Origin of the sequence: Citrobacter sp. Cpo030 (assembly GCF_030333005.1) — a bacterium.
In the GTDB taxonomy this organism is placed as follows: Bacteria; Pseudomonadota; Gammaproteobacteria; order Enterobacterales; family Enterobacteriaceae; genus Citrobacter; species Citrobacter portucalensis.
This window is the reverse complement of sequence record NZ_JAOWGT010000074.1, coordinates 253,770-274,619: the sequence shown is the minus strand read 5'-3', so window position 1 is coordinate 274,619 and position 20,850 is coordinate 253,770. Positions and strand designations below refer to the sequence as shown.

Below are 20,850 nucleotides of genomic sequence, written 5' to 3'. Positions count from 1 at the left end.
GGGCAAGCGGATGTTGCCCGGTGGGAGATTAGAACTCGCTCTTCGCGAAGCCCGTCATCTCTTTCAGGCCCATTTCACGGCCAAGCTCGGTCATCGGGTGGACGACGATCAGGCCGCGCACGCTCTTCTTCAGTTTGCCCATGTCAGCCTGCTCTTTTTTGGTGATGGCCCGACGGAACGGAAGTTTTGTCAGCTTTTGCGCTTCTTTGCTCAGCTTCTGGCTGTGAACTTCACGCAGGCGTGCGATCTCGGCTTCCAGAGTTTCTTTCTCTTTTTCCAGCTCGGCGTATTTGTCGGCGGCTTCAACCAGGGACAGGTCTGCCTGCTGGTGGCGAATAGCGTCCAGACGATCGCTCAGGCGTTTAATTTCGTTTTTTTCGACTTCTTTCATAGGATAGCTTCTGATAAAAATAGGATGAATATCCTATAGTATGCGCGCAGAGCGGGATTATTCACAACTGCTCGAAGATAAATAATCAAATACCGTAAGTATTAATTAGCTAATGATAATGTTACTGCATTGATTAACAAGGAATTTTAAGCGATAAGATCGGCCGTGGTGCTTTTTATTGGCATGTTCGTGGTGAAGCACGTTTTCCTCAATATAAACACCCAACTGATCCTAAACTTAAATGATCAACCGCACAGGCTGAGCGCGGTTAATACATGGAGGAGGGAAGATTATGGCGAAAATAGGTGAGAACGTTTCGGTCCTGATTGATAAAACTGTCGATTTTATGGCTTCAAGCCAGGCTTTTCGCGAATATTTGAATAAAACACCGCCGCGCAACGTTGTCCCTTCAGAAATACCGCAGGAAAACGCGCAGCTGTATCTGCAACGTCTGGCGTACTATCGGCAGCTGTATCGACCGCAGCAGGAAGAGAAATAAGCAAACATCGTCTTATTTTTGAAAGGCTTTTTTTAAGCTGATTTTAGAAATCAGCTCGGTCAGGGAAAGGACCATGGTGGATCGTACCATCTGCTGGTAACGCTGGATCTGCATGGCATGCAAACCAGAGTCTGAGGTATCAAACTGGGGTGGCGGCGGGAGTGCCGTCACGCAGTGAAGTTCACCAAACGGTCCAAGAATTTCGTCGTCGGTGAATGCGTATTCGTTGCCGTCGTGATTCAGCTCCTCCCGCAGCGCCATCAGGAGCTCCGCATCTTCGTACTCCGGGCGACTGAGTACGCCCAGGCCGTAGATTAACTTCAGACGAACAGAAAGATCGCCCAACGGACCATCGCCGTCGAGCAGCGGTTCTACGGCGTATTTCACCGCATAGTCGTCTTTGCGAAATACCTGAAGCACAAGGATATTCACCGCCTCGGTGAGCAGTTCTACGGCGGTGATGAGGAAGCTGCGTACGGTTTTGCCAGCATTCAGACGCTCAAGCACACGATTTTCAAAGGCCTGCGTTTGTTCCATTATTGCCTGCATATCTGACAATCTATTATTCAGGCGCAGGATATCCTGCGCCAGGTCCTGCATCATTTCTTTGCGTTATACGCGTTAACAGCCTCAAGCACGACATCACTGTTGGCATCCAGCCCGGAAACTTGCGCCAGCGCGGCCTGTGGACCTTTTTCGTCAATCAGTGCGGCCAGTTCCTGTGCCTGCGGATCTTCTTCGCTGCGATAGTGCATCGCTGCCGCAATACCGGTAACCAGATTCGCATGCGGCAAACCATATTCCAGCGTACCCAGCAGTGGTTTAATCAGGCGGTCGCCTGCGCTAAGTTTACGCAGCGGCTGACGACCCACACGCTCAACGTCATCTTTCAGATACGGGTTTTCAAAACGGCCGAGGATTTTCTGAATGTATGCCGCATGTTTTGCTGCATCAAAGCCATAGCGTTTGATCAGTACCGCGCCGCTCTCTTCCATCGCACCTTTTACCACTGCGCGGATTTTCTCGTCGAGAATCGCGTCACGGATGGTCTGATGACCGGTCAATTTTCCGAGGTACGCGGTTATAGCATGCCCGGTGTTCAGCGTGAAGAGTTTACGTTCGACAAATGCCATCAGGTTATCAGTTAATTCCATTCCTGGGATATTTGGCAGTTCACCTTTGAACTGTGTTTTGTCGACAATCCACTCACTGAAGGTTTCTACGGTAACTTCCAGCGGATCGTTGGTTGCTGAAGCCGAAGGCGGAACAATGCGGTCCACGGCAGAATCGACAAAGCCAACATGTTCTTCAACCCAGGCTTTATCTTCATCTGCTAACGCGTTCATTACATGGCCTTTCAACTGAGTCGTTCCGCGCACCATGTTTTCACAAGCGATGATATTTAGTGGAGTAGTGATTCTCTGCGCCTTGCGTTTAACCAGCCCTTTGGCGATGGCCGGAGCGATACGCTCAAGCACGACCGGTCCGACGGCGGTAGTGACTAAATCTACGTGGGCAATCAGTTCAACAACATCATCGCCGATGCTGCTCACGGCGTTGACACCGGAGACGGTATCAACCTGCTCGTTTTCACCCACGACATGAACCTGATAGCTATGACGGGCATTCAGGGCATCGAGCACGACCTGATTTACATCCGCGAACGTCAGCTGTATCCCCGCGTCCGCCAGCAGTTTGCCGATAAAGCCACGACCGATATTACCTGCGCCAAAATGTAATGCTTTCATAGTATTAACCTTCATTAATGTTTTTACCCAAGAGGGCTGGGGTGAGGCTTTTCCCTCAACCTAACCCTCTCCACAAGGGAGAGGATATCGCCTTCATATTTCGAACTGCAGATGCGTTGGCTCTCCTCGCTCACCCCAGTCACGTACTTATGTACGCTCCTGGGGATTCACTGCGTTGCCGCCTTCCTGCAGCTCGAACTATTTTGGAGATACTTAAGCGTTAAGCTTTTTTACCCGCCAGCAGTTCCAGAACTTCATCCACGCTGGTGGTATGGGCCAGACGTTCGATCACGGATTCATCATCCAGAGCGTTGGTCAGGCTGGTAATCACCTGGATGTGCTCGTTGTTACGCGCTGCGATGCCAATCACCAGGCGGGCAATATCGTCTTCTTCTTCACCGAAGCGAACGCCTTCCGGGTACTGGCAGAACACCACACCGGTTTTCAGCACGCGGTCTTTGGCTTCAACCGTACCGTGCGGTACTGCGATGGACTCACCCAGGTAAGTCGGGGTCAGTTTTTCACGGTCCAGCATCGCCTCAACGTATTCTGGCTCAACGTAACCGCCTTTCACCAGTTGCTCACCAGCAAAGCGAATCGCTTCTTCTTTGTTAGCCGCTTTACGGCCAAGGAAGATGTTCTCCGCACCCAGTTTGAACAGGTGGGTATCACCCTCTTCAAAGCTGTCTTTCAGGTGGTCGCGAACTTTCTCCTCGTTCACGTTGTGGCGCTGCGCAGCGACCAGACGTTCGGTCAGGTTGGAGTACAGGCCACTGTCGAGGAAGTTGGTCAGCGAAATGTGCTGTGCCTGAGGCACCTGGCGCATCGCGCGTTCAGTCAGGTCACGGTGGGTAATGACCAGATCCACATCCGGCGGCAGATTGTTAATCGCGCTGTTAGTGACGGAAATCTGAGACAGCCCCGCATCCTGCACTTTCTTACGCAGTACGCCCGCACCCATGGCGCTGGAACCCATACCAGCATCGCAGGCAACGATGATTTTACGCACATGGCTCAGGTCGTTGGTTACATCGCCAGCCGCCAGCGGAGATGCGCCTTTGGATTCCGCTTTCATGTCGTGCATACGACGGGTTGCGGCATCAATGTCATCATCTTCTTTCACTTTGCTGGTTTTCAGCAGAATGGCTGAGACCACAAAAGAGACTGCCATAGCCGCGCAGATAGCAGCGATGTTAGCGAAGTAAGCACCCTTCGGCGTCATTGCCAGCACGGCCAGGATAGAACCCGGAGACGCCGGAGAAACCAGACCGCCGTTCAGGATAGTCAGGGTAAATACGCCAGTCATACCGCCGAGAATAACGGCCAGGATCAGGCGCGGGTTCATCAGCACGTACGGGAAGTAAATTTCGTGGATACCACCCAGGAAGTGGATGATAGCCGCGCCGCCTGCAGACTGCTTAGCGCTGCCGCGACCGAAGAACATGTACGCCAGCAGGACGCCCATACCCGGACCCGGGTTAGCTTCAATCAGGAAGAAGATGGATTTGCCCATCTCATGGGACTGCTGAATACCCAGCGGTGAGAAAATACCGTGGTTAATGGCGTTGTTGAGGAACAGGATTTTCGCCGGTTCAACGAAGATAGATGCCAGCGGTAGCATGTCATGGACAACCATGAAGTTAACGCCTGCCGCCAGAATTTTTGACAGCGCTTCAACCAATGGGCCAATGCCAAGGAATGCCAGAATGGCGAGGATCATACCGATGATGCCAGCGGAGAAGTTATTCACCAGCATCTCAAAACCGGATTTGATCTTACCGTCTACCCAGTTGTCGAAATGTTTGATAGCCCAGCCGCCCAGCGGACCTGCGATCATCGCGCCGAGGAACATTGGCATATCTGCACCGACGATAACGCCCATGGTGGTGATAGCGCCAACCACGCCGCCACGCTCGCCGCCAACCAGCTTACCACCGGTATAACCGATCAGCAGCGGCAGCAGATAGGTGATCATCGGGCCGACTAGCTTCGCCAGCGTTTCGTTCGGCAACCACCCTGTCGGAATGAATAATGCGGTGATAATACCCCACGCGATAAACGCGCCGATATTTGGCATCACCATGTTGCTGAGGAATCGACCAAAGCTTTGCACCTTGATCTTAATATCGGATGACATAAAAACACCCCTTCTTATGTTTGCTATCGCGCAGGCTGAAAGCCCGAGGTTTGTTAATGTAGCGGCAGGAGGTAGCCGGACCCTGTAGATACTGCGAAATCTGGCACTGAATCGTTCAACTGTCCAGTCGACGGCCTTTTATGTGACATTCGTCACGTAAATATAGGGTGTATGGCGTTAGTTAATGTGATTTGCATCACAAATTAACGGTACAAAAAAACATCACAGGGTTAGATTTAATGAAAAATGGGGATTAAATGTGAACTAATTCACATTTTTGGTTTTGCTGTTTGTTGAATCTTTGTGATGTGGATCGCAAAGTATTTTCATCTGGATTTGAGCAGATGTGATCTGCGGCAGATTCTACTCCTGACATTTTTATTGCAAAACAAAGCAACTTCTCGCCAGAAAAAATATTTTTTTTGTGATATGGCGAAAACCCCTAACTGCAGTTATGTTCAAAACATCAGCCAGGGTGCATACGGCTGCCGGCATAAAAAAACTCTAATTAGCGTGAATTCGAGGCAGGTATGTTTCTAAATTATTTCGCACTGGGCGTGCTGATCTTCGTTTTTCTGGTTCTGTTTTACGGAATCATCGCCATTCATGATATTCCCTATAACATGGCTAAAAAACGTAACCATCCCCATGCCGATGCCATCCATACTGCAGGATGGGTGAGCTTGTTCACTCTTCATGTTATTTGGCCGTTCCTGTGGATCTGGGCCACGCTCTACCAGCCTGAAAAGGGATGGGGAATGCAGTCACACATCACACCGACCGGAAAGGAGTCAGACCCTGAGATTGCCGCGCTGGCAGCGCGAATCACCCAGTTGGAAAAAAGACTGGATGGGGAGAAAAAAACCGATAACTCCACCTTTCCGGAGATTTAATCATGGATTTGTTGATAGTCCTGACCTATGTGGCCTTTGCCTGGGCCATCTTTAAAATATTCCGTATTCCGGTAAACCAATGGACGCTTGCTACCGCTGCATTAGGTGGGGTGTTCATTGTTGCGGGATTGATTTTATTAATGAACTATAACCACCCGTATACCTTTACGGCGCAAAAAGCGGTTATTTCAATTCCGGTCACTCCGCAAGTCACAGGAATTGTTAGTGAGGTAACGGATAAGAATAATCAGCTCATTAAAAAAGGCGATGTGCTGTTTAAGCTCGATCCGGTACGTTATCAGGCGCGTGTAGACAGACTGCAGGCCGACCTGGTAACCGCGACGCATAATATCGACAACCTAAAAGCGCAACTGTCGGAAGCGGTCGCTAATACCACTCGCGTATCTGCGGAACGTGACCGCCTGTATAAAGATTATCAACGCTATTTGAAGGGCAGCCAGGCGAAGGTTAACCCGTTCTCTGAAAGCGATATCGACAACGCCCGGCAAAACTATCTGGCACAGGATGCGTTGGTCAAAGGCTCGGTTGCAGAACAGACGCAGATTCAGAGCCAATTAGACAGTATGGTCAACGGTGAACAATCTCAGGTTGCGTCCCTGCGTGCCCAGCTTGCCGAAGCCAAATACAACCTTGAACAGACGGTGGTTCGTGCGCCCAGCAACGGTTATGCCACGCAGATTTTAATTCGCCCGGGAACCTATGCCGCGGCATTACCTTTGCGCCCGGTCATGGTGTTTATTCCTGAACAAAAACGGCAAATCGTGGCGCAATTCCGCCAGAACTCGCTGCTGCGCCTTAAACCAGGCGATGAAGCGGAAGTGGTGTTTAATGCACTGCCTGGTCAGGTTTTCTCCGGTAAGTTGACCTCCATTCTTCCGGTTGTGCCGGGCGGTTCTTATCAGGCGCAGGGGGCATTACAGTCCTTAACGGTGGTGCCGGGTACCGATGGTGTGCTGGCCACAATTGAGCTGGATCCGAATGCCGATGTGGATGCGCTGCCGGACGGTATCTATGCCCAGGTCGCAGTCTATTCCGACCATTTCGCTCACGTGTCGGTAATGCGTAAAGTTCTGCTGCGCATGACCAGTTGGATGCATTACCTTTATTTGGATCATTGAGACTGCCATCACCTGCCATTTTCAGTGACCTGAGCCATACTAAGCGGTGCCCCACAATCGTTGGGCAGCGCTTTTTAGTTGGCAAAAAGGACCCGGCATGAAACTCATTGGCAGCTATACCAGCCCTTTTGTGCGTAAAATTTCGATTCTGTTACTGGAAAAGGGCATTACCTTCGAATTTGTGAATGAACTCCCCTACAACGCGGATAGCGGCGTGGCGCGCTATAACCCGTTAGGCAAAGTACCTGCGTTGGTCACCGATGAGGGCGAGTACTGGTTTGACTCTCCTGTCATCGCGGAATATATAGAGCTACTGGATATTGCACCAGCCATGCTGCCGCGTGATCCGCTGGCTGCGCTGAAGGTACGCCAGTTGGAAGCGTTGGCAGACGGCATTATGGATGCTGGTTTAGTTTCGGTGCGCGAACAGGCTCGCCCTGCCGCGCAGCAGTCAGAAACTGAATTGTTACGTCAGCGTGAGAAGATCACCCGTAGTCTGGATGTGCTGGAAGGCTATCTGGTGGACGGTACACTGAAAACGGATACGGTTAACCTGGCAACCATTGCGATTGCCTGCGCCGTCGGTTATCTCAATTTCCGTCGGGTCGCACCTGGCTGGTGTGTGGACCGTCCGCGTCTGGTCAAACTGGTGGAAACGCTCTTTCAACGCGAAAGTTTTGCCCGTACAGAACCGCCAAAGGCTTGATGCGTATTATGTCCGCCTGAGCAAAGTCACGGTACAATCCTTCCTATATTGATATCCCTCTCTACGGTGGAGAGGGTCACCAACAGCCAGGCCCTTTCATGACAAGCGACTTGCGTTCACTCTACAGCCAGCTTCCTGCTATCGATCGTTTATTGCGCGATAGCGCCTTCTCAGCCTTACGTGAATCTCACGGTCATACCCGGGTGGTTGACCTGCTGCGTCACATGCTCGACGAAGCCAGAGAAGCTATTCGCGACACGCATGCGCTCCCGGCATGGTGTGAAGACTGGGCGCAAGAAGCCAGTGCCCGGCTGGAACGAGAATCACAAAGCGCACTGCGTCCAGTGATTAACCTGACCGGAACGGTGCTGCACACCAACCTTGGTCGCGCGTCGCAGGCCGAAGAAGCAATTGAGGCGGTGGTACAGGCGATGCGCACGCCGGTGACGCTGGAATACAGTCTGGATGATGCCGGTCGGGGACATCGGGATCGGGCCCTGGCGGATTTACTCTGCCGTCTGACGGGGGCGGAAGACGCCTGTATCGTCAATAACAATGCGGCAGCTGTTCTGCTTATGCTGGCTGCCACGGCGAACGGCAAAGAGGTGGTTGTGTCTCGCGGCGAGCTGGTGGAAATAGGCGGCGCGTTTCGTATTCCGGACGTTATGTGTCAGGCCGGATGCCTTCTACGCGAGGTGGGGACCACCAACCGGACGCATGCGAAAGATTACCGCCAGGCGGTGAATGAAAATACCGCTCTGCTGATGAAAGTGCATACCAGTAATTACAGCATTGAAGGCTTCACAAAGTCGGTGGATGAGGCGGAGCTGGCCGTCATTGGCCAGGAGCTGGATGTTCCGGTGGTGGCGGATTTGGGCAGCGGTTCGCTGGTCGATCTCAGCCAGTATGGCTTGCCGCAGGAGCCGATGCCGCAGCAACTGATTGCTGCTGGCGTCAGTCTGGTGAGTTTCTCCGGCGATAAACTGCTGGGCGGGCCGCAGGCCGGGATAATTGTCGGTAAAAAAGAGATGATCGCTCGTTTGCAGAGCCATCCGCTGAAACGCGCATTACGGGCAGATAAAATGACGCTGGCTGCTCTGGAAGCGACGCTACGGCTCTACCTGCACCCTGAAGCACTGGCGGCGAAGTTGCCGACGTTGCGCCAGCTCACCCGCTCACAAGAGGCAATCCACGCGCAGGCACAGCAATTACAGGCACAGCTTGCAGAACATTACGGTGATGAGTTCGCCCTGAATGTGATGCCTTGCCTGTCGCAGATTGGCAGCGGCTCACTACCTGTTGATAGGCTGCCCAGCGCGGCGCTAACCTTTACCCCACATGACGGGCGCGGGAGCCGCCTCGAAGCGTTGGCAGCCCGTTGGCGTACGCTGCCCGTGCCGATTATTGGGCGAATTTATGATGGCCGCTTATGGCTGGATCTGCGCTGCCTTGAAGACGAGACCCGGTTTATGGAGATGATGCTGAAATGATTATTGCAACCGCCGGACACGTTGACCACGGAAAAACAACGTTATTACAGGCGATTACTGGCGTAAATGCCGACCGTCTGCCGGAAGAAAAAAAGCGCGGCATGACCATCGATCTCGGTTATGCCTACTGGCCGCAGCCGGACGGGCGGGTGCTGGGGTTTATCGACGTTCCTGGACACGAAAAGTTTCTGTCCAACATGTTGGCGGGGGTCGGCGGCATCGATCACGCGTTGCTGGTGGTGGCGTGTGATGATGGCGTAATGGCGCAAACCCGTGAGCATTTGCAAATTCTGCAGCTGACGGGCAATCCGCAGATCACCGTGGCGCTCACGAAAGCCGACCGCGTAGACGAAGCAAGAATTGAAGAGGTGCGTGCGGAGATTCAGGCCACGCTGGGGAATTATGGTTTCGCGGAGTCGGTGCTTTTCGTCACTGCGGCCAGTGAAGGCCGTGGCATCGAGGAACTGCGTGACCATTTGTTGCAATTAACGTCGCGCGAGCATGCCCGCGATCACAGCTTCCGCCTGGCGATTGACCGCGCCTTTACGGTCAAAGGCGCAGGGCTGGTGGTGACCGGGACGGCGCTCAGCGGTGAAGTGAATGTCGGTGACACGCTGTGGCTCACGGGCGTCAACAAACCGATGCGCGTACGTAGCCTGCATGCACAAAATCAGGCCACCGACCGCGCGCAAGCGGGACAACGTATTGCGCTGAATATTGCCGGCGATGCGCAAAAAGAAGAACTAAACCGTGGCGACTGGCTGCTTTCCGATGCGCCGCCAGAGGCTTTTACCCGCGTGATTGTTTCTTTAGAACATGCCGCGCCGCTGATGCAGTGGCAACCGCTGCATATTCACCACGCGGCTAGCCATGTTACCGGGCGTATCTCGCTGCTTGAAGGGACACTGGCGGAACTGGTGTTTGATACACCACTCTGGCTCGCCGATAACGACCGTCTGGTGCTGCGCGATATTTCTGCCCGTACGACGCTGGCTGGCGCGCGCGTGGTCACGCTCAATCCGCCGCGTCGCGGAAAACGTAAGCCGGAGTATTTGCAGTGGCTGTCGGCGCTGGAAAACGCGCAGACTGACGGTGACGCTCTGGCGCTGCACCTGACGCGTGGGGCGGTGAATATTCCTGACTTTGCCTGGGCGCGTCAGCTCAATGGCAACGGTATGCGTCCGTTGATTGAGCAACATGGATTTATTCAGGCGGGATACAGCCTGTTGAATGCCCCCGTTGCCGCGCGCTGGCAGCGGAAAGTTCTCGATACGCTGGCGACCTACCATGAGCAGCACCGTGATGAACCAGGGCCCGGGCGCGAGCGCCTGCGCCGTATGGCTTTGCCGATGGAAGACGAAGCGCTGGTCTTGCTGCTGATTGAAAAGATGCGCGAGAGTGGCGCCATCCATAGCCATCATGGCTGGTTGCATTTGCCGGAACATAAGGCGGGTTTCAGCGATGAGCAGTTGGCACTCTGGCAAAAAGTAGAACCGCTTTTTGGCGATGAGCCGTGGTGGGTGCGCGATTTGGCAAAACAGACGGGCACGGATGAGCAGATGATGCGTGTGTCATTACGTCAGGCGGCGCAGCAAGGCATCATCACCGCGATCGTGAAAGATCGTTATTACCGTAACGATCGGATTGTGGCCTTTGCCAATATGATCCGCGAACTGGATCAGGAACGGGGATCGACCTGTGCAGCCGATTTTCGCGACAGACTTAACGTCGGGCGCAAATTGGCTATTCAGATTCTGGAATATTTTGACCGCATTGGTTTTACTCGTCGTCGGGGAAATGATCATTTATTACGCGATGCATTGCTGTTCCCTGAAAAATAATGAAACAATTAATTCATGGATTAAATGAATTAATACAAAATAGATGTTGATTGAAATAAGCACATTAGATTATGAACCTAATGTGCTTTTTAATTGTGAGTGTTATTAAAATAACAACCACGATCATATTTTGTTGGAAATTTCACTCGTATGCTTCCTACCTCTTTTGAGTAATTAAGGATCGTACAATGGCTGCTTCAACATTTTTTATTCCTTCTGTGAATGTAATTGGCGCTGGTTCATTAAAAGATGCAATGAATACAATGGCGGAATATGGTTTTCGCCGTACGCTGATTGTCACGGACGCCATGCTGGCGAAATTAGGTATGGCGAGTGAAATTCAAAAAGCGCTGCAGGAACGTGATATTTTCAGCGTAATTTATGATGGTACGCATCCTAACCCTACGACCAGTAACGTTGCTGCTGGCCTGAAAATGCTGAAAGAAAATGACTGTGATAGTGTTATTTCTCTCGGCGGCGGTTCCCCGCACGATTGTGCGAAGGGGATTGCGCTGGTGGCGGCTAACGGCGGCGATATTAGTGATTACGAAGGCGTTGACCGCTCTGCAAAACCGCAGCTGCCGATGATTGCCATCAACACCACGGCGGGTACGGCATCTGAAATGACCCGCTTCTGCATCATTACCGATGAAGTACGCCACATTAAAATGGCGATTGTGGATAAGCATGTTACGCCGCTGCTGTCCGTCAATGACTCCTCGCTGATGGTCGGTATGCCGAAGTCTCTGACGGCGGCTACCGGTATGGATGCGCTGACTCACGCTATTGAAGCCTATGTTTCTATTGCCGCGACCCCTATTACCGATGCGTGCGCGCTTAAAGCCGTCACCATGATTGCGGAAAACCTGCCGGTCGCCGTGGAAGAGGGCAGCAATGCTCAGGCGCGCGAAGCCATGGCCTATGCGCAGTTCCTCGCAGGTATGGCCTTTAACAATGCCTCTCTGGGATACGTGCATGCGATGGCGCACCAGCTGGGTGGCTTCTACGATTTGCCACACGGAGTATGTAATGCCGTACTGCTGCCGCATGTACAGGTATTTAATAGCAAAGTGGCTGCCGCCCGCCTGCGCGATTGCGCCTCGGCAATGGGTGTGAACGTTGCTGGTCTGAGCGAAGAGCAAGGGGCAGAAGCCTGCATCGCGGCGATCCGCGAACTGGCGCAGAAAGTGAATATTCCAGCCGGGTTGCGTGAGCTGAACGTGAAAGAAGAAGATTTTGCCGTTCTGGCGACTAACGCCCTGAAAGATGCATGTGGTTTCACTAACCCGATTCAGGCGACACATGAAGAAATCATGGCGATTTATCGTGCTGCCATGTAATTCGTGATACCTGTCGTAAAGCAGTAAAAGGCTGGCGAATTATTCGCCAGTCCCGTCTACCCTTGTAGTACCCCTACAGCAAGGAGACGGTCATGACCAATAACCCCCCTTCAACGCGTATTTACCCCGGCGAGTATGGTTACCCTCTGAAGTTAAAAGCCCGATACGATAACTTTATCGGCGGTGACTGGGTCGCCCCGGCGGACGGTGAGTATTACCAAAACCTGACACCGGTGACCGGGCAACTACTGTGCGAAGTGGCCTCTTCCGGCAAAAAGGACATCGATCTGGCACTGGATGCCGCGCACAAAGTAAAAGACAAGTGGGCGCAGACATCCGTGCAGGACAGAGCGGCGATTCTGTTCAAAATCGCCGATCGTATGGAGCAAAACCTGGAACTGCTGGCGACGGCAGAAACCTGGGATAACGGTAAACCCATCCGTGAAACCAGCGCGGCAGATGTGCCGCTGGCGATTGACCATTTCCGCTATTTCGCGTCCTGTATTCGTGCACAGGAAGGGGGAATCAGCGAGGTTGATAGCGAAACCGTGGCTTATCACTTCCATGAACCTCTTGGCGTGGTAGGGCAAATTATCCCGTGGAACTTCCCGCTATTGATGGCCAGCTGGAAGATGGCACCCGCCCTGGCAGCCGGTAACTGCGTGGTGCTGAAACCCGCGCGCCTGACGCCACTGTCCGTACTGTTGCTGATGGAAGTCATCGGCGATCTGCTCCCGCCTGGCGTGGTGAACGTGGTCAACGGCGCAGGGGGGGAAATCGGTGAGTATCTGGCGACGTCAAAACGTATTGCGAAAGTGGCGTTTACCGGCTCAACGGAAGTCGGGCAGCAGATCATGCAGTACGCCACGCAGAACATTATTCCTGTCACGCTGGAACTGGGCGGGAAATCACCCAATATCTTCTTCGCGGACGTGATGGATGAAGAAGATGCGTTCTTTGACAAAGCGCTGGAAGGTTTTGCATTGTTTGCCTTCAACCAGGGCGAAGTATGTACCTGTCCGAGTCGTGCGCTGGTACAAGAATCCATTTACGAACGTTTTATGGAAAGAGCCATTCGTCGGGTGGAAAGTATCCGTAGCGGCAACCCGTTAGACAGCGTGACGCAAATGGGCGCACAGGTGTCGCATGGTCAACTGGAAACCATTCTGAATTACATCGACATTGGTAAGAAAGAAGGAGCAGATGTTCTCACCGGCGGGCGGCGCAAGCAGCTGGATGGCGAGTTAAAAGAGGGTTACTACCTCGAACCGACCATTCTTTTTGGTAAGAACAACATGCGGGTTTTCCAGGAGGAGATCTTCGGGCCGGTACTGGCTGTCACGACGTTTAAAACCATGGAAGAGGCGCTGGAAATCGCTAATGACACCCAATATGGGCTTGGCGCTGGCGTCTGGAGTCGTAACGGAAATCTGGCGTACAAAATGGGACGTGGGATTCAGGCGGGGCGAGTTTGGACCAACTGTTACCATGCTTACCCTGCTCATGCGGCGTTCGGCGGCTACAAGCAGTCGGGCATCGGGCGCGAGACGCATAAGATGATGCTTGAGCATTATCAGCAAACCAAATGTCTGCTGGTGAGCTACTCTGATAAACCACTGGGGCTGTTTTAATTTCACGTCACCTACTGCCCGGTCGCGTTTAGCGTACCGGGCATCAAGTTATGTCCTCAGGTAAGTGGCTGGGGTGAACGAACGCAGCCAACAAAGAAGCAGCTCAAAAGACGACGGGTATATATAAACCCATATATCGTTATATAAATAAGATAATTGCATCCAATCTGGTCATTCCAATACTATTATCAACTCTATTGTTTAAATCAAATTGCATCCGAAATTCTTAATTTAAATCCCTGAGGCAAATATGTTCCTTAATTATTTTGCATTAGGAGTGCTTATTTTTGTATTCCTGGTCATTTTTTACGGGATTATTATTCTGCATGATATTCCCTATCTAATTGCAAAGAAACGTAACCATCCTCATGCCGACGCAATACATGTTGCGGGTTGGGTTAGTTTGTTTACCTTACATGTTATTTGGCCCTTTTTATGGATCTGGGCAACGCTTTATCGCCCGGAGCGCGGATGGGGTATGCAGAGCGCGGATTCTTCCCTGATCCAGCTTCAGGCAAGGGTTGCGGATCTGGAAAAGAAACTGGGTGAGGCCAAGACCTCTCCGGCGGAGTAATATCGATGGATTTACTGATTGTTCTGACCTATGTGGCGTGTGCATGGTCAATATTTAAAATTTTTAAAATTCCTGTAAATAAATGGACAGTTCCTACCGCGGCATTAGGCGGTATATTCATTGTTTGCGGACTTATATTACTGATGAATTATAACCATCCGTATACATTTAAGGCACAAAAAGCGGTAATTTCTATTCCCGTGGTGCCGCAGGTAACGGGTGTAGTGACAGAAGTGACGGATAAGAAGAATACGCTAATCAAAAAAGGCGAGGTTCTGTTTAAGCTTAATCCAGGGCGTTATCAGGCGCGGGTCGATCGCCTGAAGGCTGATATTGTCACCGCACAGCATAAAGAGCAGGCTCTGGTTGCGCAGTTAGACGAAATGAAAGCCAACACGCAGCGGGCAAAGGCCACGCGTGACAAACTGGCAAAAGATTACCAGCGCTATGCGCAGGGGAGTCAGGCGAAGGTGAATCCTTTTTCTGAACGCGATATCGATGCGGCGCGCCAAAACTACCTGGCGCAGGAAGCCTCGGTGAAATCCTCCGTTGCAGAACAGCAGCAAATTCAGAGTCAGTTAGACAGCCTGGTACTGGGTGAGAATTCGCAAATTGCCAGCCTGAAAGCACAGCTAGCGGAAGCAGAGTTTAACCTGGACCAGACCGTGGTTCGCGCGCCCAGCGATGGTTACGTCACGCAGGTGCTGATGCGCCCAGGAACCTATGCCGCCGCACTGCCGATGCGTCCGGTAATGGTATTCATCCCGGATCAAAAAAGACAAATTATCGCCCAGTTCCGTCAAAACTCGCTGTTGCGGCTGGAGCCAGGCGATGAAGCGGAAGTGGTGTTTAACGCTCTGCCGGGTAAGGTGTTTAGCGGTAAACTGGCCGCCATTAGTCCGGCAGTACCGGGTGGTACATACCAGTCGAACGGGGCGCTGCAATCTTTAAACTCTACGCCCGGTTCGGAAGGGGTGATCGCCACGATTGAGCTGAACGACAATGCGGATGTGAACGCGTTACCTGATGGGATTTACGCCCAGGTCGCCGTTTACTCTGACCACTTCGAACATGTGTCGGTCATGCGCAAGGTCTTACTACGGATGACCAGCTGGGTGCATTACCTGTATCTCGACCATTAGACGCAGGCTATTTTGCTTGCTCAGTCTGCTGCTCCAGCGACTGAGTAAGCTGCTGGCGGATCTCTGCCAGCATCTCATCAAGAATAAACTGTACCCGCCATGGCTGATATTCGCGCTTGCGGAAAATCGCCACCAAATCCAGCCACCATTCATGTTGTTCTGAGAAACATGGAACCAGCAATCCTGATTGAACGTCTTTTTGTACACTCGCATTCGGCGCAAAAACAATGCCCAGATGGTTACGTGCCAGCGCCAATGCAGACTGTGTATTGTCGCAGACATAATTTCCGGTCACCCGATAATCGTGCATTTCCTTGCTGCCAGCGGAGGTGAAGCGCCAGATATTGGCATCATCTATCATCATGGAATCAATAAGAATGCAGGAATGTTCTTCCAGTTCTTCCGGACTCTTAATAGGATGTTCTTTGATATATTCAGGGCTGGCAAAAGCCGTTACTGCATATTTGGTAATGAAACTAGCGACCAGTGATTCATCTTTAGGGTGTGCATAAGTGATTAAAACATCACAATCATCAGGAAAGTCGACACCCTCATAAAATGCCTTTCGTTCAAGGTTATATGTTTTAAGTGAGAGGCTAATGCCGCCGATATTTTGGATTTTTGCAATAACATGTTGCGATAAGTAAGCAATAATACCGGTTGGGGCATATACCGTTACTTTGCCACGTTTCTCGTGCTTATAATCAGCAATGAAATTATTTAACTGCTCGTTTCTGTCTAACATGTCATTGATGTAAGGAAGTAACGCTATACCAAACGGCGTGAGGGTCAGCTGCCGGGTGGTGCGGTCAAACACCTTTAATCCAACTTTTGATTCAAAATCAGCAAGATATTTACTGACATTGGCCTGCGCGATGCCGAGAACAGTAGCGGCATGACTGATATTTTCACTGGCAGCGATTACCGAAATAATCTTCAGCTCCCGGTGTTTAAGTTGTAATTTATTCATCGCCAAGCCCAATATATATAATTTTTTATATATTACTATATAAATATGAACCTTGCACCGATGAAATTGTAAGCATTATTATGCACCAGCTTTGTAGCTTATTTTAAAATGGAATGTTGGCATGTTAATTAAACACAATATTGTGGCGCTGCTCGCCTTTTCTTTTATGGCGAGTGCAACTGCCGCAGAGTTTTCTATTGGCGCTGGTGCTGTATATAATGAATCACCTTATCGCGGATATAATGATAATGTTCACGCAGTACCGCTTGTCAGTTACGAAAGTGAATCATTTTATTTTAGGCAAACAACGCTAGGTTATATTTTGTCTAAGAGTGAAAGTAATGAATTTAGTATTACTGCCTCTTATATGCCGCTTGAGTTTGATCCCGGCGATAATGACGATCATGCGATGAAAAAGCTGGATAAGCGTGACGCAACTGCAATGGCGGGTGCCGCGTGGTATCACCATGAAAGATGGGGTAGCGTGAAAGTCTCCGCCGCTGCGGATGTGCTGGACAACAGTAATGGCTGGGTAGGGGAAGTTTCACTGTTCCGTCCAATGCCGATGGGCAAGCTGACGCTGACGCCATCGATTGGCGTGCTCTACTATGACGAAAAATTCAATGAATACTACTACGGCATATCGGGTACTGAGTCCCGTCGTAGTGGCTTATCAAGCTATTCCCCAGGCGATAGTTGGACACCGTATGTTGGCCTGTCCGCTAAATACGCATTGACCACTAACCTGACGCTGCTGGCAAGCGCCAACTATAGCGCACTGCCGGATGACATTAAAAATAGCCCAATGGTTGATCGCGATGACAGCTTCACCTTTATGTCCGGTCTGACCTGGCGTTTCTGATTTAAATATGTGCCTGATGGCGCTTTGCTTATCAGGCCTACGTGGATGGGTTTTGTAGGCCGGATAAGACGTGAAGCGTCGCCATCCGGCACGGTTTAATTACTGCTCGTTTATCCAGATACGCATTTCGCCTTCACCACGGTTTGCCCAGCTAAACCACGGAATAAACGTCAATGTATGCGCCTGACGCGAAGTTGGGGAAACATCGTAGTGCCACAACGATTGTTGTGCTGCATCGGCTGTACTTTGCTTCACGCCTTCAGCCTGAATTAACATTTTATGGCTGAACAGCCCCTTACCCTCGAATACTCTGAACTCACTCTCTTTTGGCAACCACAGATTATGCAATTCCTCGCCGTTGTCGGCTTGCTCCAGGCAATACACCAGCGGTCCACGCTGAATAGCGACCTTACCAGCAACATGGCGCACTAATGGATTTCCGTACACCCGACGCACCGGCATTGGCAGGGTCAGACTGAGCGTATCGCCTTCCTGCCAGGTTCGGCTGATGTGCAAATAGCCTTTGCGAATATCCTGCTCAACTGGCTGACCATTCAGTAAAACCTGCGGTGCGGTGCACCAGTCTGGCAGGCGCAGGGCCAGGGTGTGATATATCGACTGCGGTGATTCGATGGCGATTTTCACCTGCTCATGCCATGGATAATCCCCGCTAATGCGCAGCTTGAGCGAGCCATCCGCCACGGGGACTTCCATGCTATTGCCCACGTACATATTGATATACAGCGCGTCCTGACGTGGTGTGTAGATGTAATGACCAATTGAGGTTAACACGCGGGCGATATTCGGCGGGCAACAGGCGCAGCCAAACCAGCGCTGACGAACGGGTTTCACGTGGTCATAAATATGATTGAATTTTAATGATTTAGGATGCACTTCCAGCGGGTTCACATAGAAGAAGTGCTTGCCATCGAGCGCCATCCCGCCCAATACAGTGTTATACAGGGCGCGCTCCATCACGTCGGCATACTGGCTGTCTGCCTCCATCTCCAGCATTCTGCGGGCGAACATCATTAGACCGATTGAGGCGCAGCTTTCCGCATACACGGAGTCGTTAGGCAGATCGTAATCACTGCTAAACGCCTCGCCGCTGCTTTGTGAACCGATCCCGCCGGTAATGTACAACTGACGCTGGGCCATGTTTTTCCACAGACGCAGGCAATCCTGACGTTTGCCTTCGTCCTGGCTCAAGCGTGCCAGATGCGCCACGCCGGTCATCAGATAAACAAAACGTACTGCATGACCGATCGCCGTTTGCTGTTCTGAAATGGGCTGATGAGCCTGGCTATAGGGTTTATCCTTCACCATCCATGCCGGGCCGTAAGTATGCCAGTAAGAGGTTTGGCCACGCTTTTCGTACTCTTCATCATAGAAATGGGGTTGCGCGCCGCGCTGTTCCACAAAGTAATTTACCAGCGCCATATAGCGTGGTTGCTGGGTCACTTCGTATAAGCGCATTAACGCCAGCTCAATTTCCGGGTGTCCCGGATAGCCGCGCAGTTGATTCTCTCCAGGCCCGAAAACGTTATCGATGTGGTCTGCCAGGCGGCACACTACGTCTAAAAGACGACGTTTTCCCGTCGCCTGAAAGAACGCGACGCCTGCTTCGATCAAATGACCTGCACAGTACAACTCATGACACTCGGCGAGGTTAGTCCAGCGTTCATCTGGGGCTTTCACTGTAAAGTATGTATTGAGATAGCCGTCTTCACACTGCGCAGCGGCCACCAACTCGATGACCTCATCTGCGGTTTTCTCAAGTTCCGCATCAGATTTCTGGCACAGGGACCAGGCGACTGCCTCCAGCCATTTCGCTACGTCGCTATCCTGAAAAACCATGCCGTAAAATTCGCCATCCTGCAGTCCTGCGGCGATACGAAAGTTCTCTATTGCATGACTTGGTTCCGCCTCTGCAATGCGGTCATTGAGCGCATCCCATTGGTAGGGGATCACGACATCACGGACCAACTGTTGGTATTGTCCGAGGAACGGATCGCTGACGGTGAGCTTATGCAGGTCGACTTCCAGTACGTTCATTTCGTGCTCCTTAAGGCTGTACATGACGCTGATGCAGATCGGTGGCAATGCGCGACATCATCGGATTATTGAGTTTGCAGATGCGGACAGACAGCGCCAGCAGCAGGTGGAACAGTGCGGGCAGCAGCGTTTCCATCGCGGTAATTCCTTGCAGCGAACTGGAGGTTTGATTACCAGCGCCTGGCTGATAGGCGACAAAAATAAACAGCAGGCTGATGATCCCCGCGCTCGAGGCCCAGGCCAGCTTGATGAAAAACAGGTTGAAGGCGAAATTCATGCCGGAAGAACGCACGCCGGTTTTCCACTCGCCGTAGTCGTCGGCAAAGGCCATCAGCGAGAAGTGCAGTGGCAGCGTGAAGCCCAGAATAATGCCGTTGCCGAGGATCACCGCCAGCCATAATGTTTGATAAGCCGAACCGGTTGGCAGGAACCACATCATCACTGCCAGGGCTGCCAGCACCAGGTTGGTGTAGTAATAGAGTTTGACGGTATCTATACGGCGGGTCAGCGGGCTGACAACCACTGAACCGATGATGGACGCAAAGGTCACCATGGTGAAAAACAGCGACGTGTAAGCGGTACTGCCTTCCAGCACGTAGGTAATGAAATACATGTACCCGCCGCCACGAATATTGAAGACGTTAATCAGCAGGAAAGACATCACCAGCATCAGCAGCAACTGGTCATTTTTGCGTAGCCCACCAATGTGTTCACGCAGGGTAAATTTCCCCATCATCGCCAGCGGCACACGCTCGCGAACCCAGAAGAAGCAGCACAGGAACATCACCACAGCGATGGCGCACAGGATGCCCACGCCGAACTGATAACCCTGCGCGGCATTGCCCTGACCCAGAATATCCACCATCCACGGCAGACCAACGGAGACAAGGAATCCCGCCACGCCGCACAGCACAAAGCGCCAGGACTGACAGGCGATCACCTCGTTATGGCGGGTCGTCATGGTGTTGATCAGCGCACAATACGGTACGTTGATGGCGGTATAGCCGACAGAAAGCAGTAGATAGGTGCCGAATGCCCAGGCGATTTTTACGCTCATGCTGGCGTCAGGGACGGTAAACGTGAGTACGCCAATGATGCCAATGGGAATTGCCACCCACAGCTGCCATGGGCGAAAACGCCCCCAGCGGCTTTGCGTGCGGTCGGCAAGTATGCCCATTATCGGATCGGAAATGGCATCAAATACGCGCAGGGCAATAAACAATGTACCGACCAGCGCGGGCGTTAACCCGAAGACATCGGTGTAGAAAAATGTCAGGAAGTTCATGATCAGACAGGTAATTACCGTCCCGCCAGCATCGCCTAACCCATAACCTATTTTTTCACGCAGGGATAATTTGTCGTCCTGGGCACGTTGTGCCAAATCAGATGTCGTAATCGGAGCCGAAGTCATAAATAACTCCCGGAGAGGATG

General features: G+C 51.8%; 18 protein-coding genes. 11 read left to right on the top strand and 7 right to left on the bottom strand.

Going from position 1 to position 20,850, the window contains the following annotated elements; genetic code table 11:
- Positions 1-28: 28 nt before the first annotated feature.
- Positions 29-391, bottom strand: coding sequence for a YibL family ribosome-associated protein (locus OGY37_RS20600; RefSeq protein WP_003827333.1), 363 nt, complete (start codon positions 389-391; stop codon positions 29-31).
- Between the two features lie 292 nt (positions 392-683).
- Here OGY37_RS20600 and OGY37_RS20595 point away from each other — a divergent pair, with 292 nt between their 5' ends.
- Complete coding sequence (locus OGY37_RS20595) at positions 684-890, top strand: hypothetical protein (protein ID WP_003827334.1); 207 nt, start codon at positions 684-686, stop codon at positions 888-890.
- Positions 891-902: 12 nt separating this feature from the next.
- Here OGY37_RS20595 and mtlR read toward each other — a convergent pair whose 3' ends face one another.
- From mtlR to mtlA, 3 genes are all read right to left on the bottom strand, one after another.
- Entirely contained in the window at positions 903-1,490 is a 588-nt protein-coding gene (gene mtlR / locus OGY37_RS20590; protein WP_003024179.1) for a mannitol operon repressor MtlR, read from the bottom strand.
- The gene (gene mtlD / locus OGY37_RS20585; RefSeq protein WP_003827336.1) at positions 1,490-2,638 is read right to left on the bottom strand and encodes a mannitol-1-phosphate 5-dehydrogenase; all 1,149 of its coding nucleotides are present in this window, start codon (positions 2,636-2,638) and stop codon (positions 1,490-1,492) included. The genes mtlR and mtlD overlap by 1 nt, the downstream gene beginning before the upstream one ends.
- Before the next feature lie 220 nt (positions 2,639-2,858).
- Entirely contained in the window at positions 2,859-4,775 is a 1,917-nt protein-coding gene (gene mtlA / locus OGY37_RS20580; protein WP_003827337.1) for a PTS mannitol transporter subunit IICBA, read from the bottom strand.
- Between the two features lie 530 nt (positions 4,776-5,305).
- On the opposite strand from mtlA, the gene OGY37_RS20575 reads away from it, so the two are divergent.
- The 9 genes from OGY37_RS20575 (at position 5,306) to OGY37_RS20535 (ending at position 15,531) form a co-directional block, all read left to right on the top strand.
- Positions 5,306-5,668: a DUF3302 domain-containing protein gene (locus tag OGY37_RS20575; RefSeq protein ID WP_003827338.1), complete on the top strand. Its 363-nt coding sequence runs from the start codon at positions 5,306-5,308 to the stop codon at positions 5,666-5,668.
- A 2-nt stretch (positions 5,669-5,670) separates the two neighbouring features.
- Entirely contained in the window at positions 5,671-6,807 is a 1,137-nt protein-coding gene (locus OGY37_RS20570; protein ID WP_191228018.1) for an HlyD family secretion protein, read from the top strand.
- Positions 6,808-6,904: 97 nt separating this feature from the next.
- Positions 6,905-7,513, top strand: coding sequence for a glutathione S-transferase (locus OGY37_RS20565; RefSeq protein ID WP_126317232.1), 609 nt, complete (start codon positions 6,905-6,907; stop codon positions 7,511-7,513).
- Positions 7,514-7,611: 98 nt separating this feature from the next.
- Complete coding sequence (gene selA, locus OGY37_RS20560; RefSeq protein ID WP_126317233.1) at positions 7,612-9,003, top strand: L-seryl-tRNA(Sec) selenium transferase; 1,392 nt, start codon at positions 7,612-7,614, stop codon at positions 9,001-9,003.
- Positions 9,000-10,844: a selenocysteine-specific translation elongation factor gene (gene selB / locus OGY37_RS20555; RefSeq protein ID WP_126317234.1), complete on the top strand. Its 1,845-nt coding sequence runs from the start codon at positions 9,000-9,002 to the stop codon at positions 10,842-10,844. Before selA ends, selB begins: the two co-directional genes overlap by 4 nt.
- Before the next feature lie 188 nt (positions 10,845-11,032).
- Positions 11,033-12,184, top strand: a complete 1,152-nt coding sequence (yiaY, locus tag OGY37_RS20550; RefSeq protein WP_003827343.1) for an L-threonine dehydrogenase — start codon at positions 11,033-11,035, stop codon at positions 12,182-12,184.
- Between the two features lie 92 nt (positions 12,185-12,276).
- Entirely contained in the window at positions 12,277-13,815 is a 1,539-nt protein-coding gene (gene aldB / locus OGY37_RS20545) for an aldehyde dehydrogenase AldB (RefSeq protein WP_003827344.1), read from the top strand.
- A 250-nt stretch (positions 13,816-14,065) separates the two neighbouring features.
- Positions 14,066-14,389, top strand: a complete 324-nt coding sequence (locus OGY37_RS20540; RefSeq protein WP_003024200.1) for a DUF3302 domain-containing protein — start codon at positions 14,066-14,068, stop codon at positions 14,387-14,389.
- 5 nt (positions 14,390-14,394) lie between these two features.
- Entirely contained in the window at positions 14,395-15,531 is a 1,137-nt protein-coding gene (locus OGY37_RS20535; protein ID WP_003827345.1) for an HlyD family secretion protein, read from the top strand.
- 7 nt (positions 15,532-15,538) lie between these two features.
- Here the strand turns inward: OGY37_RS20535 and OGY37_RS20530 are convergent, their stop codons facing one another.
- Positions 15,539-16,501 carry a LysR family transcriptional regulator gene (locus tag OGY37_RS20530; protein ID WP_126317236.1) on the bottom strand — a complete coding sequence of 321 codons (963 nt, stop codon included), beginning with the start codon at positions 16,499-16,501 and terminating at the stop codon, positions 15,539-15,541.
- A 121-nt stretch (positions 16,502-16,622) separates the two neighbouring features.
- On the opposite strand from OGY37_RS20530, the gene OGY37_RS20525 reads away from it, so the two are divergent.
- Positions 16,623-17,363, top strand: a complete 741-nt coding sequence (locus OGY37_RS20525) for a MipA/OmpV family protein (RefSeq protein WP_286621703.1) — start codon at positions 16,623-16,625, stop codon at positions 17,361-17,363.
- Between the two features lie 99 nt (positions 17,364-17,462).
- On the opposite strand, the gene OGY37_RS20520 is transcribed toward OGY37_RS20525, so the two are convergent.
- Both OGY37_RS20520 and OGY37_RS20515 read right to left on the bottom strand, forming a co-directional pair.
- Positions 17,463-19,418 (bottom strand): glycoside hydrolase family 127 protein, encoded by a 1,956-nt coding sequence (locus tag OGY37_RS20520; RefSeq protein ID WP_198579408.1) that lies wholly within the window; start codon positions 19,416-19,418, stop codon positions 17,463-17,465.
- 10 nt (positions 19,419-19,428) lie between these two features.
- Complete coding sequence (locus tag OGY37_RS20515) at positions 19,429-20,829, bottom strand: MFS transporter (RefSeq protein ID WP_286621701.1); 1,401 nt, start codon at positions 20,827-20,829, stop codon at positions 19,429-19,431.
- Positions 20,830-20,850: the final 21 nt, after the last annotated feature.

What these genes read in the sequence shown, in the direction of transcription:
- OGY37_RS20600 (WP_003827333.1), bottom strand. Translation starts at nt 391, where the DNA reads ATGAAAGAAGTCGAAAAAAACGAAATTAAACGCCTGAGCGATCGTCTG.
- OGY37_RS20595 (WP_003827334.1), top strand. Translation starts at nt 684, where the DNA reads ATGGCGAAAATAGGTGAGAACGTTTCGGTCCTGATTGATAAAACTGTC.
- mtlR (WP_003024179.1), bottom strand. Translation starts at nt 1,490, where the DNA reads ATGCAGGACCTGGCGCAGGATATCCTGCGCCTGAATAATAGATTGTCA.
- mtlD (WP_003827336.1), bottom strand. Translation starts at nt 2,638, where the DNA reads ATGAAAGCATTACATTTTGGCGCAGGTAATATCGGTCGTGGCTTTATC.
- mtlA (WP_003827337.1), bottom strand. Translation starts at nt 4,775, where the DNA reads ATGTCATCCGATATTAAGATCAAGGTGCAAAGCTTTGGTCGATTCCTC.
- OGY37_RS20575 (WP_003827338.1), top strand. Translation starts at nt 5,306, where the DNA reads ATGTTTCTAAATTATTTCGCACTGGGCGTGCTGATCTTCGTTTTTCTG.
- OGY37_RS20570 (WP_191228018.1), top strand. Translation starts at nt 5,671, where the DNA reads ATGGATTTGTTGATAGTCCTGACCTATGTGGCCTTTGCCTGGGCCATC.
- OGY37_RS20565 (WP_126317232.1), top strand. Translation starts at nt 6,905, where the DNA reads ATGAAACTCATTGGCAGCTATACCAGCCCTTTTGTGCGTAAAATTTCG.
- selA (WP_126317233.1), top strand. Translation starts at nt 7,612, where the DNA reads ATGACAAGCGACTTGCGTTCACTCTACAGCCAGCTTCCTGCTATCGAT.
- selB (WP_126317234.1), top strand. Translation starts at nt 9,000, where the DNA reads ATGATTATTGCAACCGCCGGACACGTTGACCACGGAAAAACAACGTTA.
- yiaY (WP_003827343.1), top strand. Translation starts at nt 11,033, where the DNA reads ATGGCTGCTTCAACATTTTTTATTCCTTCTGTGAATGTAATTGGCGCT.
- aldB (WP_003827344.1), top strand. Translation starts at nt 12,277, where the DNA reads ATGACCAATAACCCCCCTTCAACGCGTATTTACCCCGGCGAGTATGGT.
- OGY37_RS20540 (WP_003024200.1), top strand. Translation starts at nt 14,066, where the DNA reads ATGTTCCTTAATTATTTTGCATTAGGAGTGCTTATTTTTGTATTCCTG.
- OGY37_RS20535 (WP_003827345.1), top strand. Translation starts at nt 14,395, where the DNA reads ATGGATTTACTGATTGTTCTGACCTATGTGGCGTGTGCATGGTCAATA.
- OGY37_RS20530 (WP_126317236.1), bottom strand. Translation starts at nt 16,501, where the DNA reads ATGAATAAATTACAACTTAAACACCGGGAGCTGAAGATTATTTCGGTA.
- OGY37_RS20525 (WP_286621703.1), top strand. Translation starts at nt 16,623, where the DNA reads ATGTTAATTAAACACAATATTGTGGCGCTGCTCGCCTTTTCTTTTATG.
- OGY37_RS20520 (WP_198579408.1), bottom strand. Translation starts at nt 19,418, where the DNA reads ATGAACGTACTGGAAGTCGACCTGCATAAGCTCACCGTCAGCGATCCG.
- OGY37_RS20515 (WP_286621701.1), bottom strand. Translation starts at nt 20,829, where the DNA reads ATGACTTCGGCTCCGATTACGACATCTGATTTGGCACAACGTGCCCAG.